This is a genomic window from Streptomyces mesophilus (assembly GCF_011044995.1).
GTDB lineage: Bacteria > Actinomycetota > Actinomycetes > Streptomycetales > Streptomycetaceae > Streptomyces > Streptomyces mesophilus.
In genome coordinates this window covers 33,158-47,209 of the sequence record NZ_JAAKZW010000004.1, presented here as the reverse complement: position 1 = coordinate 47,209, position 14,052 = coordinate 33,158, and the positions used below count along the sequence as shown (strand labels likewise).

Genomic DNA, 14,052 nt, shown 5'->3' with positions numbered 1-14,052 from the left:
GACGCCCGGGGCTAGCTTCCCCGTTGACATGAATCGATTCATGTCGAGCTTCCGCGCTCTCGCGGCCCGTTCCCGTAAGGGCCCGACGCTCCCCACGCATCCAGAGGTGGACATGCCTGACATCGCTGCCGTGAAGGCCGCACTCGCCGACCAGCGGATCGAGACGCCGTCCTGGGGCTATGGCAACTCCGGCACCCGGTTCAAGGTGTTCGCGCAGGAGGGTGTGCCGCGCACGCCCCGCGAGAAGCTGGACGACGCGGCGAAGGTGCACGAGTTCACCGGCATCGCGCCCACCGTTTCGCTGCACATCCCGTGGGACAAGGTCGAGGACTACGCGGCGCTCGGCGCCCATGCGAAGGCGCTCGGACTCGAACTCGGCGCCATCAACTCCAACACCTTCCAGGACGACGACTACAAGCTCGGCAGCGTCTGCCACCCGGATCCGAAGGTGCGCCGCAAGGCCGTCGAGCACCTCCTGGAATGCGTGGACATCATGGACGCCACCGGTTCGAAGTCCCTGAAGCTGTGGTTCGCCGACGGCACGAACTACCCGGGCCAGGACGACATCGTGGGCCGCCAGGACCGACTCGCCGAATCGCTCGCCGCCGTCTACGAGCGCCTCGGTGACGACCAGCGGCTGCTGCTCGAGTACAAGTTCTTCGAGCCCGCCTTCTACACGACGGACGTCCCGGACTGGGGAACCTCGTACGCGCATTGTCTGAAGCTGGGCGACAAGGCGCAGGTCGTCGTGGACACCGGGCATCACGCGCCGGGCACGAACATCGAGTTCATCGTCGCGTTCCTGCTGCGCGAGAAGAAGCTCGGCGCGTTCGACTTCAACTCCCGTTTCTACGCGGACGACGACCTGATGGTCGGCTCCGCGGACCCCTTCCAGCTCTTCCGGATCCTGCACGAGGTCGCGCAGAACGGCGGCTTCGAGCGGGAGACGAACGTGGCGTTCATGCTCGACCAGTGCCACAACATCGAGGCGAAGATCCCGGCGATCATCCGCTCGGTGATGAATGTGCAGGAAGCCACCGCCAAGGCGCTGCTCGTCGACCGCGAGGCGCTCGCCGCCGCCCAGCGCGCCGGTGACGTCCTGAGCGCGAACGCCGCCCTGATGGACGCGTACAACACCGACGTCCGTCCGCTGCTCGCCGAGTGGCGCGAGGAGCGGGGTCTGCACCCCGACCCCGTCGCCGCCTACCGCGCCTGCGGCTGGCAGGAGCGGATCGTCGCCGAGCGGGTGGGTGGCGAGCAGGCGGGCTGGGGAGCCTGACCGGCCCCCGACCCCCGTACCGGACACGCCGCCTTCCCGCAGACCGCACTCTCAGCCCCGAGGACACCTTCATGGCCACCGACACGCACCCCGAAGTCGCCGCACTCCTGGAGCGCGCCCACCGGCTCGGCTCCGATCCCCGCAACACCAACTACGCCGGCGGCAACGCCTCCGCCAAGGGCACCGTCACCGACCCGGTCACGGGCTCCGACACCGACCTGATGTGGGTCAAGGGCTCGGGCGGCGACCTCGGCACGCTCACCGAGGCGGGCCTGGCCGTGCTGCGCCTGGACCGGCTGCGGGCGCTCAGGGACGTGTATCCGGGGGTGGAGCGCGAGGACGAGATGGTCGCCGCGTTCGACTACTGCCTGCACGGCCAGGGCGGTGCCGCGCCGTCCATCGACACGGCCATGCACGGTCTGGTGGAGGCCGCGCACGTCGACCATCTGCACCCCGACTCCGGGATCGCCCTGGCGTGCGCCGCGGACGGCGAGAAGCTGACCGCCGAGTGCTTCGGCGACAAGGTGGCCTGGGTGCCGTGGCGCCGTCCCGGTTTCCGGCTGGGCCTGGACATAGCGGCCGTCAAGGAGGCCAACCCGCAGGCCGTGGGCGTGATCCTGGGCGGGCACGGCATCACCGCGTGGGGCGAGACGTCCGGGGAGTGCGAGCGCAATGCCCTGTGGATGATCCGTACCGCGGAGGCCTTCCTCGTCGAGCGCGGCAAGGCCGAACCGTTCGGACCGGTCGTCGAGGGATACGGGGCCCTGCCCGCGGACCAGCGGCGCGCGCAGGCCGCCCAACTCGCCCCGCTCATCCGGGGACTGGCCTCGACGGACCGCCCGCAGGTCGGTCACTTCGACGACTCCGAGGAGGTGCTCGACTTCCTCGCGCGGGCCGAGCACCCGCGGCTCGCCGCCCTCGGCACCTCCTGCCCCGACCACTTCCTGCGCACCAAGGTGCGCCCGCTGGTCCTCGACCTGCCCGCGAGCGCCGCACCGGACGTGGTCGTCGAGCGGCTCAAGGAGCTGCACACCGCTTACCGCGAGGAGTACGCCGCGTACTACGAGCGGCACGCCACGGACGCGTCGCCCGCCATGCGCGGCGCGGACCCGGCGATCGTCCTGGTGCCCGGTGTCGGCATGTTCAGCTTCGGCAAGGACAAGCAGACCGCCCGTGTCGCGGGCGAGTTCTACCGCAACGCGATCAACGTGATGCGCGGGGCGGAGGCCGTGTCCTCGTACGCGCCGATCGAGGAGGCGGAGAAGTTCCGCATCGAGTACTGGTCCCTCGAAGAGGCCAAGCTCCAGCGGATGCCGAAGCCCAAGCCGCTCGCCACGCGCGTGGCCCTGGTGACGGGCGCGGGCAGCGGTATCGGCAAGGCGATCGCGCACCGCCTTGTCGCGGAGGGTGCCTGCGTGGTGGTCGCCGACCTCAACGGTGAGAACGCGTCCGCGGTCGCCACCGAACTCGGCGGCAGTGACAAGGCCGTCGCGGTCACGGTGGACGTCACGTCCGAGGAGCAGATCGCCGAGGCGTTCCGCACGGCGGCGCTGGCGTTCGGCGGGGTCGACCTCGTCGTCAACAACGCGGGGATCTCCATTTCCAAGCCGCTCCTGGAGACCACGGCGAAGGACTGGGATCTGCAGCACGACATCATGGCGCGCGGTTCGTTCCTGGTGTCCCGCGAGGCGGCCCGGACGATGCGGGCCCAGCGCATGGGCGGCGACATCGTGTACATCGCGTCGAAGAACGCCGTCTTCGCCGGCCCGAACAACGTCGCCTACTCCGCGACCAAGGCCGACCAGGCCCATCAAGTACGCCTCCTCGCGGCCGAGTTGGGCGCCGACGGGATCCGCGTCAACGGCGTCAACCCGGACGGTGTGGTGCGCGGCTCCGGCATCTTCGCCGGCGGCTGGGGCGCCCAGCGCGCGGCGACGTACGGCATCGAGGAGGAGAAGCTCGGCGAGTTCTACGCGCAGCGCACCCTCCTCAAGCGCGAGGTGCTTCCGGAGCATGTCGCCGCCGCCGTGTTCGCCCTGACCGGCGGTGACCTCACGCACACCACCGGGCTGCACATCCCCGTGGACGCGGGCGTCGCGGCGGCTTTCCTGCGCTGATCCTCCCGCCCGGTGGCCGGCGCCCCACCCACGCGCCGGCCACCGGGCGACTCCTCACCCCACCTCCCGCACCCCCGACTTCACGCTCCTCGCGGAGGAAGCACCACATGACCGTCTCTCCACCTCCCTCCGCAGCACCCCGTACGTTCGCCGCGGCCGATCTCGGCGCGACCAGCGGGCGGGTGGTCCTCGGCCGGGTCGGGTCCGATCAGCTCGACCTCACCGAGGTGCACCGGTTCGCCAACACTCCGGTACGGCTGCCCGACGGGCTGCGCTGGGACGTCCTCGCCCTCTACCAGGGCATCCTCGACGGTCTGCGCCGAGCGGCCCGTGCGGCGGACGGGCCACCGGCCTCCATCGGCGTGGACACCTGGGCCGTCGACTACGGAATGCTCGACGCGGACGGCGCCCTGCTCGGCCAGCCTTTCCACTACCGCGACAGCCGCACCGACGGCATGGCCGACGAGGTGCACTCCCGGGTCGGACCGGACGAGCTGTACCGGATCACCGGCCTTCAGCATCTGCCGTTCAACACCGTCTTCCAGCTCGCCGCGGCCGCCGGCGGCCCGCAACTCGCCGCCGCGCGCTCCCTGTTGCTCATCCCGGATCTGCTGGTCCACTGGCTCACCGGATCCATCGGCGCGGAAGAGACCAACGCCTCCACCACCGGTCTGTTCGACGCCCGCACCGGAGCCTGGTCCACCGGCCTCCTCGACCGCCTCGGACTCGACCCGCGGATCCTGCCGCCGCTGCGTGCGCCCGGCGATCCGGCCGGCACGCTGCTGCCGCACGTCGCCGCGTCCACGGGACTGCCCGCCACCACCGCGGTGACCACGGTCGCCTCGCACGACACCGCTTCCGCCGTCGTGGCGGTGCCGGCCACGGCACCCGACTTCGCGTACATCTCCTGCGGCACCTGGTCCCTGGCCGGGCTCGAACTCGACGCCCCGGTCCTGACCGAAGCCTCCCGCGCGGCGAACTTCACCAATGAACGCGGCATCGACGGCACCATCCGCTATCTGCGCAACATCATGGGCATGTGGCTGCTCGAGGAGTCCCGCCGCACCTGGGAGGCACAGGGTCTGCCCAGCGCCCTGGAGCCGCTGCTCGCCGAAGCGGGACGGGCCGAGCCGTTCGTCTCGCTCATCGACCCCGACGCGCCGGAGTTCCTCGCGCCGGGTGATATGCCTGCGCGGATACGGGAGTTCTGCCTGCGCACCGGCCAGGTCGCGCCGAGCGGCCAGGGCGCCCTGGTGCGCTGCATCATGGAGAGCCTGGCCCTGGCGCACCGGCGCACCCTGCGCGAGGCCGCGGTGCTCGCCGACCGGGAGATCTCCCATATCCATCTCGTCGGCGGCGGCTCCCGTAACGCCCTGCTGTGCCGGCTCACCGCCGACGCCACCGGACTGCCGGTGATCGCGGGCCCCACCGAGGCCACCGCCCTGGGCAACGTCCTCGTCCAGGCCCGGTCGGCCGGTCTGGTCGGCGATCTGGCAGCGATGCGCCGGCTTGTCGCCGGGACGCAGGAGCTGCGCCGGTACACGCCAGGAGGGAACGCCGCCGCCTGGGACGCGGCCGCGGCCCGGATCGAGTCCCTCGCGGGAGGCCGTGCGTCATGAGAGTCGCCCTCTTCGCCACCTGCGTGAACGACGCCCTGTACCCGTCCACCGCGATCGCCACGGTGAAGCTCCTCGAACGTCTCGGCGTGCAGGTGGACTTCCCCGCCGCCCAGACCTGCTGCGGCCAGCCGCAGTACAACACCGGCTACCGGCGGCAGACCGAGCCGCTGGTGCGGCGGATGGGCCGGGCCTTCGAGGGTTACGACCATGTGGTGACCCCGTCCGGGTCCTGCGCGGCGATGGTCAGGGACCACTATCCGCGGATCGCCCGGCGCGGGAGCGATCCCCGACTGACCGCGGTGTCCGAGTCGTTGGTGCCTCGCATGTACGAGCTCACCGAGTTCCTGGTGGACGTGCTCGGCGTGACGGACGTGGGCGCGTACTTCCCGTACAAGGTCACCTATCACCCGTCCTGCCACGGCCTGCGCATGCTGGGCCTGGGCGACCGGCCCACCCGACTGCTGAGAGCGGTCAAGGGATTGGAACTGATCGAGCTGCCGGGCGCCGACGAATGCTGCGGGTTCGGCGGCACGTTCGCCGTGAAGAACCCCGATGTGTCCGTCGCGATGGGCGAGGACAAGGTGCGCAACGCGGCCTCGACGGGCGCCGGCGTGCTGTGCGGTGCCGACAACTCCTGCCTGATGCACATCGGCGGCATTCTGCACCGCCAGGACTCCCCGCAGCGGGCGCTGCACCTCGCGGAGATCCTGGCCTGCACCGAAGAGGAGCCCCTGACATGAGCGGAACGTTTCTCGGTATGCCGGCCTTCCCCGAGGCCGCCCGCACCTCCGTGCACAACCCCACGCTGCGCGCCAACATCCGGCACGCCACGCACACGATTCGCACCAAGCGGGCGGCAGCGGTGGCGGAGCTCGACGACTGGGCCGAGCTGCGGGAGGCCGGCAAGCAGATCAAGGAGCACACGCTCCGCCATCTCGACCGCTACCTGGTGCAGTTGGAGGAGGCCGTGACGGCCGCGGGCGGCACCGTGCACTGGGCCGCGGACGCCGACGAGGCGAACCGCATCGTCACCGAGCTCGTCCGGGCGACCGGCGAGAGCGAGGTGGTGAAGGTCAAGTCGATGGCCACGCAGGAGATCGGCCTGAACGAAGCCCTGGAAGCCGCCGGTATCGCCGCGTACGAGACCGATCTCGCCGAACTCATCGTGCAGCTCGGCGAGGACCGGCCCTCGCACATCCTGGTCCCGGCGATCCACCGCAACCGCGGGGAGATCCGCGACATCTTCCGCCGGGAGATGGGACGTTGGGGCCGCGCGGCGCCGGACGGCCTGAGCGACGAACCGGCCCAGCTCGCGGAGGCGGCACGGCTTCACCTGCGGGAGAAGTTCCTGCGTGCGAAGGTGGCGGTCTCGGGCGCGAACTTCATGGTGGCCGAGACGGGCACCCTGGTCGTGGTCGAGTCCGAGGGCAACGGCCGGATGTGCCTGACCCTGCCGGAGACCCTGATCTCGGTGGCCGGCATCGAGAAGGTGGTGCCGACCTGGCGCGACCTCGAGGTCTTCCTGCAGACCCTGCCGCGCTCCTCCACGGCCGAGCGGATGAACCCGTATACGTCGATGTGGACGGGCACGACGCCCGGCGACGGACCGCGGAACTTCCACCTGGTCCTGCTCGACAACGGCCGCACCGACACCCTCGCCGACGAGGTCGGCCGCCAGGCGCTGCGCTGCATCCGCTGCTCGGCCTGCCTCAACGTCTGCCCGGTGTACGAACGGGCCGGCGGCCATGCGTACGGGTCGGTCTATCCGGGTCCGATCGGCGCGATCCTGAGCCCTCAACTGCGCGGTACGCAGAGCGAGATCGACGCCTCGCTGCCGTACGCCTCCTCGCTGTGCGGCGCCTGCTATGACGTGTGCCCCGTCGCGATCGACATCCCCGAAGTCCTGGTCCATCTGCGCGAACAGGTCGCCGAACAGCCGGGCCATCGCCTGGAGCGGGCCGCCATGGGCGCCGCGGCCAAGGCCTTCGACCATCCGTCCGTCCTTGCGGCCGGCCAGCGTCTGGCCTCGCTCACCCGGCGCCTGCACCCGTCCAAGCTGCCCGGCCCGGGCCGCGCCTGGAGCGAAAGCCGGGATCTGCCGGCCTTTCCCGCGGAGTCCTTCCGCACCTGGTTCAAGCGCCAGGAACGCCGTAAGCGAGAGGAGGGCACCCGATGAGCAGCCGAGCGCTGGTGCTCGACCGGATCCGCCGGGCCCTGTCGGACGTCCCCGCCACCGACCCGCCGTACGACCAGGCCGTCCCCCGCGACTACGTGCGCGAGCACGGCGCCCGCACCCCGGCGCAGAACGTGGACCTCCTCGCGGAGAACCTGGCCGACTACCGGGCCCATGTCCACCGCTGCGGCCCCGAGGGACTCGCGGAGCTCCTCGCCCGGCTGCTCGACGAGCGCGAAGCACGCCGGGTCCTGCTGCCCGCGGGTCTGCCACGGGAGCTCTTGGATGCGGCGGCCGTCGAGGTCCTGGACGACAAGACCGGTCTCACGGCTCAGGAACTCGACGGTGTGGACAGCGTGGTGACCGGCTGCGCGGTGGCCGTCGCCGAGACCGGCACGCTCGTCCTGGACGCCGGCGCCGATCAGGGCACCCGCCGCGGCACCCTGGTCCCCGACCATCACATCTGTCTCGTACGGGTCCCAGACCAAGTCGTCGCCTCCGTACCCCGGGCGCTCGAACTCCTCGCTCCCACCCGCCCCTTGACCTGGATCTCCGGTCCTTCCGCGACCAGCGACATCGAACTCGACCGCGTCGAGGGCGTGCACGGGCCGCGACGTCTCGACGTGGTGCTGGTCAGGGGGTAGACGTGGTGCTGGTCGAGGGGTAGACGTGGTGCTGGTCGAGGGGTGGCGGAGCGCACCCGGTCAGGCGTCGGCGGCCACCCGGAAGCCGATGTTGCCCGCGCCGGCGTCCGGCGCGTTGGAGGTGCGGGCCGCGACGCGATAGCGGTTGCAGTACGAGTCGTGGCACAGGTGGGAGCCGCCGCGCATCACCTTCGCCGAGCCGGTGCGCGGACCCGTCGGGGCCGAGCGGGACACGGTGCCATGGGCGGTGTGCCACCAGTCGGAGCACCATTCCCAGACGTTGCCGGACGTGTTGTACAGGCCGAAACCGTTCGGCTCGAAGGCGGTGACGGGCGCGGTGGAGCGGAAGCCGTCGGCGGCGGTGTTCCGCACCGGGAACGTGCCGCGCCAGATGTTGAGGCGGGGCAGTCCCCCGGGTTCGAGTTCATCGCCCCAGGGGAAGCGCTTCTGGTCGAGGCCGCCGCGTGCCGCGTACTCCCACTCGGCTTCGGTGGGCAGCCGCACCCCGGCCCACGCGCAATAGGCGAGGGCGTCGTTGTGGGAGAGGTGGACGGCCGGGTGATCGGGGCGGTCGTCCGCCGAACTCCCCGGCCCCTCCGGGGCGTTCCAGTACGCGCCGGTCACCGCGCACCACCACGGCGCGCGCTCGGGCCTCGGGGAGATCTTGCGCAGGGCGCCGGGCAGAAAGCCGGCGAAGACATAGCTCCAGCCCAGGCGTTCGGCCTCGGTGCGGTAGCCGGTGTCGCTCACGAAGGCCGCGTACGCGGCGACGGAGACCGTGGTGGCCGCGATCCGGAACGGGGCGAGCGTCACCTCACGCACCGGACCTTCACCGTCGGAGGGGACGGCGTCGCGATCGGTGCCGCCCATGCGGAAGGTGCCGCCGGGCAGGGTCAACAGCTCGACGGGCGGGGCCTGTTCGCGGGCGCGGTCGAGCGGCAGCAGGCCGGGTGACCGCTGTTGCACCGGGCCGCGCGCAGGGGCACAGCAGGACGCCGTCCCCGTGGGGACGCGCGGAGGGAGCGGGTCGGTGGCGGCCTGGCTCATGGCGGAGGACTTTCGGCTGAGGAACGCGGCGACCGTCACCTTATGCGCCGCCGAACGCCGAGTGTTGCGGCGATCTGTCGATCCCTTGTCGATCTCCGGAACGGGTGGGCACCAGGCGGCGAACCGGGACCAAGATCGGCGCAGCCCCGCCCGCTCACACCCCTCCCACGTACCGCCTACTGCTGGAGCGTCCGACGTGCCCACCCGCCGAGGTTTCCTCACCGCCGCCACCGCCGTCGCGGCCGGCTCCGCCCTCTCCTCCCTCGGCGCCGCCCCCGCGGCGAGCGCCGCGACGCACCGCCGCGGCCGACGCCCCAACATCGTGCTGATCAACGCCGACGACCTCGGGTACGGCGAATTCGGCTCCTACGGACAGGAGTTGATCAGCACCCCGCGCCTCGACCGGCTCGCCGCCGAAGGCATCCGCTTCACCGACGCCTACGCCAATGCCCCGCTGTGCGCGCCCTCGCGGGCCTCTCTGCTGACCGGCCTGCACGGCGGTCACGCCACCGTGCGCGAGAATCCGACCGACGGCCCGTACGTCTACTTCCAGGACAGCGACACCTCGTTCGCGGAGCCGCTGCGCGCCCGCGGCTACCGCACCGCGGTGATCGGCAAGTGGGGTTACGGCGACGAGTCGGGCGACACCACCGCGGCCTCGCACCCCAACCGGCGCGGCTTCGAAGAGTTCTACGGCTACATCTCCCACATCCACGCGCACGAGTACTACCCCGGCTACCTGTGGCACAACGGCGAGAAGCAGACCCTGGACGCCAACCTCGACGGCAAGCGCGGCGCGTACGCCGTCGATCTCTTCGAGCGCCGCGCCCTCGACTTCATCGACGCCCACGCCGACGAGCCGTTCCTCCTCTTCCTCACCCCGAGCCTGCCGCACGCCCCCGGCGACGTACCGGAGTACGGGGAGTACGAGCACACGGCGTGGACGAAGGCGCAGAAGGCGCATGCCTGGCAGATCACCCGCTTCGATTCGTTCGTCGGCGCCGTCGTCGACGAGCTCGCCCGGCTCGGCATCGACCGGGACACCCTCGTACTGATCACGAGCGACAACGGACCGCACAGCGAGACCGGCAAGAACGGTGGCGCGATCGGCGCCCTCGACCCGCGGATCTTCGACCCGGCGGGCCCGCTGCGCGGCTACAAGCGCAATCTGTACGAGGGCGGCATCCGCATCCCGCTGATCGCCTACTGGCCCGGGCACGCCGCCGCGGCCACCGTCACGCGCCCCACCCCGCAGGTCGACCTGTTCCCCACGCTCGCGGACCTCGCCGGCGCCCCCGTCCCCGACGACCTCGACGGCCTGTCCCTCGCGCCCCTGCTCACCGGCGCGGGGCGGCAGGCGGACCATGCCTCGCTGTACTGGTACCGCAACGAGTTCGACTACACGGCGCTGTCCTGGGAGGCGGAGAACGGGCGGAGCCTGCGCACCGCGGAAGCCGTCCGTGCGGGGGACTTCAAGCTCGTGCGCTATGCGCCCGGCCGTGACATCGGTGTACCCGACGCCCAGTGGACCACCGAGCTGTTCCACTTGGCGGCCGACGTGGGTGAGACCACGAACGTCGCCGCCGCGCACCCGGGCATCGTCGACAGGCTGACGGCCGACGCGCGCGCCGCCTACGCGTCCTCCTATGAGCGCACGGTGTTCGGCGTGCACCCCACGGCGCCCAGGAGCGCGGGCGCCGGAGAGACGTTCACCGTGAGCGCCGTGCTCGGCAACGGGACGCACGAGGACTGGACGGCCGTCCGCCTGCGCCTCGTTGTGCCGGAGGGCTGGCGGGTGAAGTCCGTCGCCGGTGGCCGCGCCGGCCGGCTGGCGGCCGGCGCATCGGCCACGGCCGAGTGGCGGGTCACGGCACCGGCCACGGCGGTCGCCGGCGCTGCGGCGCGGCTGCGGGTGCACGGGGCGGCGACCGATCGGCGGGGGCCGCTCGGCTTCACCGTGGACCGGGCGGTCGAGGTCACGGGCTGAGCGGGCTGAGCGGCCTGAGCAAGCTGAGCGGGCTGAGTGAGCGGCGCCGTTCCCGCGCCGCGCTCACCCGCACGTTTCGGTGCGCCGACCGGTCGCAACGGGACCGAAGACGCCCGCAAGCCGGGCCGCGTACGTGTGCAGGAGGTCGGCGAGGTCCGTGTCGTCGACCCTGAGGCCGGCCGATCCGCCGAGCGCCGTCAAGGCGCCGCAGACGACGTGGTGCGCGTCGCGGACCGGGACGGCGACGGCGCAGCGGCCGATCCGGGACTCCTCGACCTCGGTGGCGATCTCGCGCTGCCGCACGCGGGCCAGTTCGGCGGACAGGACGTCCGGTGAGGTGATGGTCCGGTGCGTGACGCCGGGCAGGGACCGGTCGGCGAACAGCGCGGGATGGAACGCGAGCGCTATCTTCCCGACGGCCGAGGCGTGGGGGTGGCCGGTCAGCGTCCCCTCCCCGGCCGGCGCATGGTCGGGATCGCGGCTCGCGAGCCTGATGCCCGTACCGTCGAACACCGCCAGGTGGATGCCGAAGCGGACGCGTCCGCGCAGTTCGGTGAGGACCGACTCGTACGACTCCTCCTCCGGCTCCGCGCCCGCCAGTTCACGGGTGCGGCGCCCGAGGGCGAATCCCGACAGGTCCTCGATCCGCACCAGATAGCCGTCGGCGACGAGAAGGTTCAGGAGACGGTAGGCGGTCGAGGCCGGTGTGGCGGTGAAGACCGCGATCTGGCGTGCCGTCGCTCCCGGGCCGAGGCGGGCCACCGCTTCGAGTATGGCCAGCGCCCGCTGGACCGGGTGCGCGGTCATGGTCTGCGGACCAGGGAGTCGAGCCCGCGGGCGTTCCTTCCGTACGAGGCCGAACCCGGCAGTACGTCGTCGGACTCGGCCGAGTCGAACACGCCGACGCGCTCCAGCGCTCCCGGTCTGAGCCGTCTCAGGACGGCGACCACGACGACACCCGACACCGCGACCGCCCCGAGCGCCGCGGGCACCACCTTGTCGTGACCGGTCACGGAGACGAACAGCAGGGAGCCGAGCAGCGCCGTGCCCGCGCCGCTCGCCAGCGTCGCCGCCACCTTCACGAGCGGCGTCGACTCCCCGATGCGCGCCAGGAACCGCAGACACGCGAGCGTCACCAGGACGTACGCGATGACGAGCGCGCCCTGGACCGTGAGCCTGAGCGCCACCGGCGGCGCGGCGGCTGAATGGCGCGCCGCGTTCAGGGCGAGGCAGACCGCGCACACCAGCACGGCGACGGCGACGAGCGCTCCGTGCGGGGTGCGGTGGGTGGCGTGGACGCGCCGGAAGGGCGAGGGCAGGATCCGTTCGACGGCCATCGTGTAGAAGAGGTGCGACGCCGCGTTGAACGAGGCCATCGCCGAGGCGAGCCACGAGCACATGACCCCGAGGTGCAGGGCGGTGCCCAGCCCCGGATCCACGCCGCCGTCGGCGCCGCCCGTGTAGGCGTTGAGCAGCATGCCTGCTCGCCCTGACGAGACCGCCCAGGCGGCGAGCAGGAACAGCGCCCCGCAGATGACGGGGGTCCACAGCACGGTGCGTGTGACGGTCACCAAAGGGCGCTTCGCCTCCGGCCCCAGGAAGGCGGCGCTCTCGAACCCCGCGAGGGCGAACATCGCCGAGAGGACGAGCAGGAGCGTGGCGTGGGACGACGCCGGAGACCCCGGCTGCGGCAGCCTGGCACCGCTGTCCCCGGACAGGAGCAGGCCCACGATGAGTGCCAGTGAGCACAGTTCCACGACGAGGATCGCGAGCATGGCGCGGCGGACGCCGCGCACCACCACGAGCAGGATGACCGCCGTCACGAGGCAGTGCACGGCCGCGGATCCGGCCGGCCCCCTGGCGTCGATGCCCAGGGCCCCGAGCAGACGGATGACCTCCTGCCCTCCTTGGTAGAGCGTGAGGGCGGCGCTGCCGCAGTACTTGACGGCCATGGCCACGCCGACGGTCATCGCGCGGCGCCGGCCCGCTCCCTTCGTGACGAAGGTGTACAGGCCGCCGGCGGCCGCGAGGCGCCGGGTGAACTGCGAGACGCAGAGCGCGATGAGCGCCATGACGGCCACCGAGGCGACGATCGCGAGGACGCCGCCGAGGACGGAAGTCCCCAGCATCGCGAGCGGCAGGCCGATCATCGAGGCCGCCGGCGCCGTCGTCGCGATCGACTGCGCCATCACTTCGACACCGGACAGCTGCCGCCGGCCCAGCGCCCTCAACGGCGAGAGCGCGCGCGGCGGTTCGTGTACGGAGAACGACCGCGCGATCGCCTCGTGCAGTGCCGTTCCCGTGGGAACGGGGCTGCTCGGGCGAGGGGCGCGGGGAGGCATGGCGCGACCGTAGGCAGGCCGGATTTCACCGGTGTTTCGGCGCGGATACGGAAGGTCGACGCGCGGTGGGAACGCGGCGGCACCGATTCTCACGCGCCCGGCGGCGGACGTAGCGGCGTGTTCGCGGCGGCGACACACACCGGAGCCAGGCTGTCGGCCGACGCGAAGCAACGGACCGGTCCACGAGAGGTGATCACACGGTGAACAGACGCACGAGGGTACTGACCGCCGCCGCGGTCGGCGCCACCCTGGCGCTCGGCGGCACGGCGGTCGCCCAGTCGAAGGGCTGGCGCATCGGCGACCACGAGGTACGGGTCGCACTGCCCGAGGGGCAGAGCAACCCCGCCATCGCGGGCGGGGTCGCCACCGGCGGCGAGGTCGCGCTCTACCAGAGCAGCGGGCTCGGCCCCACGGCCCTGAACCCGTCCGCGCCGGCCAACTCGCCCGAGCGGTACACCGATCCGGCCCTCACGGAGGGCGCGCAGGGCGTCACCGTCACGGAAGCGCAAGCGCTGGTGGTGCTGCGGAACATCGCAGCCAACCTCAAGGCCGCCGGGCTGCGCCCGAGCGACGTGATCACGATGAAGTGCTATCTGATGAAGCCGCCCGGCGCCGCGACCGCCGACTACGCCGGCTGGAACCGCGCCTATCGGCAGTACTTCGCCAACACCGACATGGGCACCGGCGAGGTCGTGCGGGTGCCCATGGGCACCTCCGCGCCCAAGGCGCCGCTCACGGTCAACTCCGCCCGCCCCGCACGGGCGACGATGGAGGTCTCCTCCCTCGCGGTGCCGGGCTGGCTCGTCGAGGTCGAGGTCACGGCCGCGTATCCGCGCCGCTAGCC

The 14,052-nt window shown here is 72.0% G+C and carries 11 protein-coding genes; 8 read left to right on the top strand and 3 right to left on the bottom strand.

The genetic code is table 11. The annotated features are described in order from the left end of the window. Positions 1–112: 112 nt before the first annotated feature. The 6 genes from rhaI to G6045_RS02500 all read left to right on the top strand — a co-directional run bounded on the left by rhaI (position 113) and on the right by G6045_RS02500 (position 7,832). The gene (rhaI, locus tag G6045_RS02525; protein ID WP_165330081.1) at positions 113–1,279 is read left to right on the top strand and encodes an L-rhamnose isomerase; all 1,167 of its coding nucleotides are present in this window, start codon (positions 113–115) and stop codon (positions 1,277–1,279) included. Between the two features lie 71 nt (positions 1,280–1,350). After that, positions 1,351–3,396 (top strand): bifunctional aldolase/short-chain dehydrogenase, encoded by a 2,046-nt coding sequence (locus G6045_RS02520; protein ID WP_165330080.1) that lies wholly within the window; start codon positions 1,351–1,353, stop codon positions 3,394–3,396. Positions 3,397–3,503: 107 nt separating this feature from the next. Further along, on the top strand, positions 3,504–5,015 hold the full coding sequence (locus G6045_RS02515) for a rhamnulokinase (RefSeq protein WP_165330079.1): 1,512 nt from the start codon (positions 3,504–3,506) through the stop codon (positions 5,013–5,015). Further along, positions 5,012–5,755, top strand: coding sequence for a (Fe-S)-binding protein (locus G6045_RS02510; RefSeq protein WP_165330078.1), 744 nt, complete (start codon positions 5,012–5,014; stop codon positions 5,753–5,755). The genes G6045_RS02515 and G6045_RS02510 overlap by 4 nt, the downstream gene beginning before the upstream one ends. Continuing rightward, positions 5,752–7,191 (top strand): LutB/LldF family L-lactate oxidation iron-sulfur protein, encoded by a 1,440-nt coding sequence (locus G6045_RS02505; protein WP_165330077.1) that lies wholly within the window; start codon positions 5,752–5,754, stop codon positions 7,189–7,191. Before G6045_RS02510 ends, G6045_RS02505 begins: the two co-directional genes overlap by 4 nt. Beyond that, positions 7,188–7,832, top strand: a complete 645-nt coding sequence (locus tag G6045_RS02500; protein WP_165330076.1) for a LutC/YkgG family protein — start codon at positions 7,188–7,190, stop codon at positions 7,830–7,832. The genes G6045_RS02505 and G6045_RS02500 overlap by 4 nt, the downstream gene beginning before the upstream one ends. 60 nt (positions 7,833–7,892) lie before the next feature. On the opposite strand, the gene G6045_RS02495 is transcribed toward G6045_RS02500, so the two are convergent. After that, a complete protein-coding gene (locus G6045_RS02495; RefSeq protein WP_165330075.1) occupies positions 7,893–8,879 on the bottom strand; it encodes a formylglycine-generating enzyme family protein in 987 nt (328 codons plus the stop codon). A 196-nt stretch (positions 8,880–9,075) separates the two neighbouring features. On the opposite strand from G6045_RS02495, the gene G6045_RS02490 reads away from it, so the two are divergent. Further along, entirely contained in the window at positions 9,076–10,866 is a 1,791-nt protein-coding gene (locus G6045_RS02490) for a sulfatase-like hydrolase/transferase (RefSeq protein ID WP_165330074.1), read from the top strand. 63 nt (positions 10,867–10,929) lie between these two features. On the opposite strand, the gene G6045_RS02485 is transcribed toward G6045_RS02490, so the two are convergent. Both G6045_RS02485 and G6045_RS02480 read right to left on the bottom strand, forming a co-directional pair. Further along, entirely contained in the window at positions 10,930–11,673 is a 744-nt protein-coding gene (locus tag G6045_RS02485) for an IclR family transcriptional regulator (protein WP_165330073.1), read from the bottom strand. Next, positions 11,670–13,208, bottom strand: coding sequence for an APC family permease (locus tag G6045_RS02480; RefSeq protein ID WP_165330072.1), 1,539 nt, complete (start codon positions 13,206–13,208; stop codon positions 11,670–11,672). The genes G6045_RS02485 and G6045_RS02480 overlap by 4 nt, the downstream gene beginning before the upstream one ends. 200 nt (positions 13,209–13,408) lie before the next feature. Here G6045_RS02480 and G6045_RS41150 point away from each other — a divergent pair, with 200 nt between their 5' ends. Then, on the top strand, positions 13,409–14,050 hold the full coding sequence (locus tag G6045_RS41150; protein WP_165330071.1) for a Rid family hydrolase: 642 nt from the start codon (positions 13,409–13,411) through the stop codon (positions 14,048–14,050). Positions 14,051–14,052 lie beyond the last annotated feature (2 nt).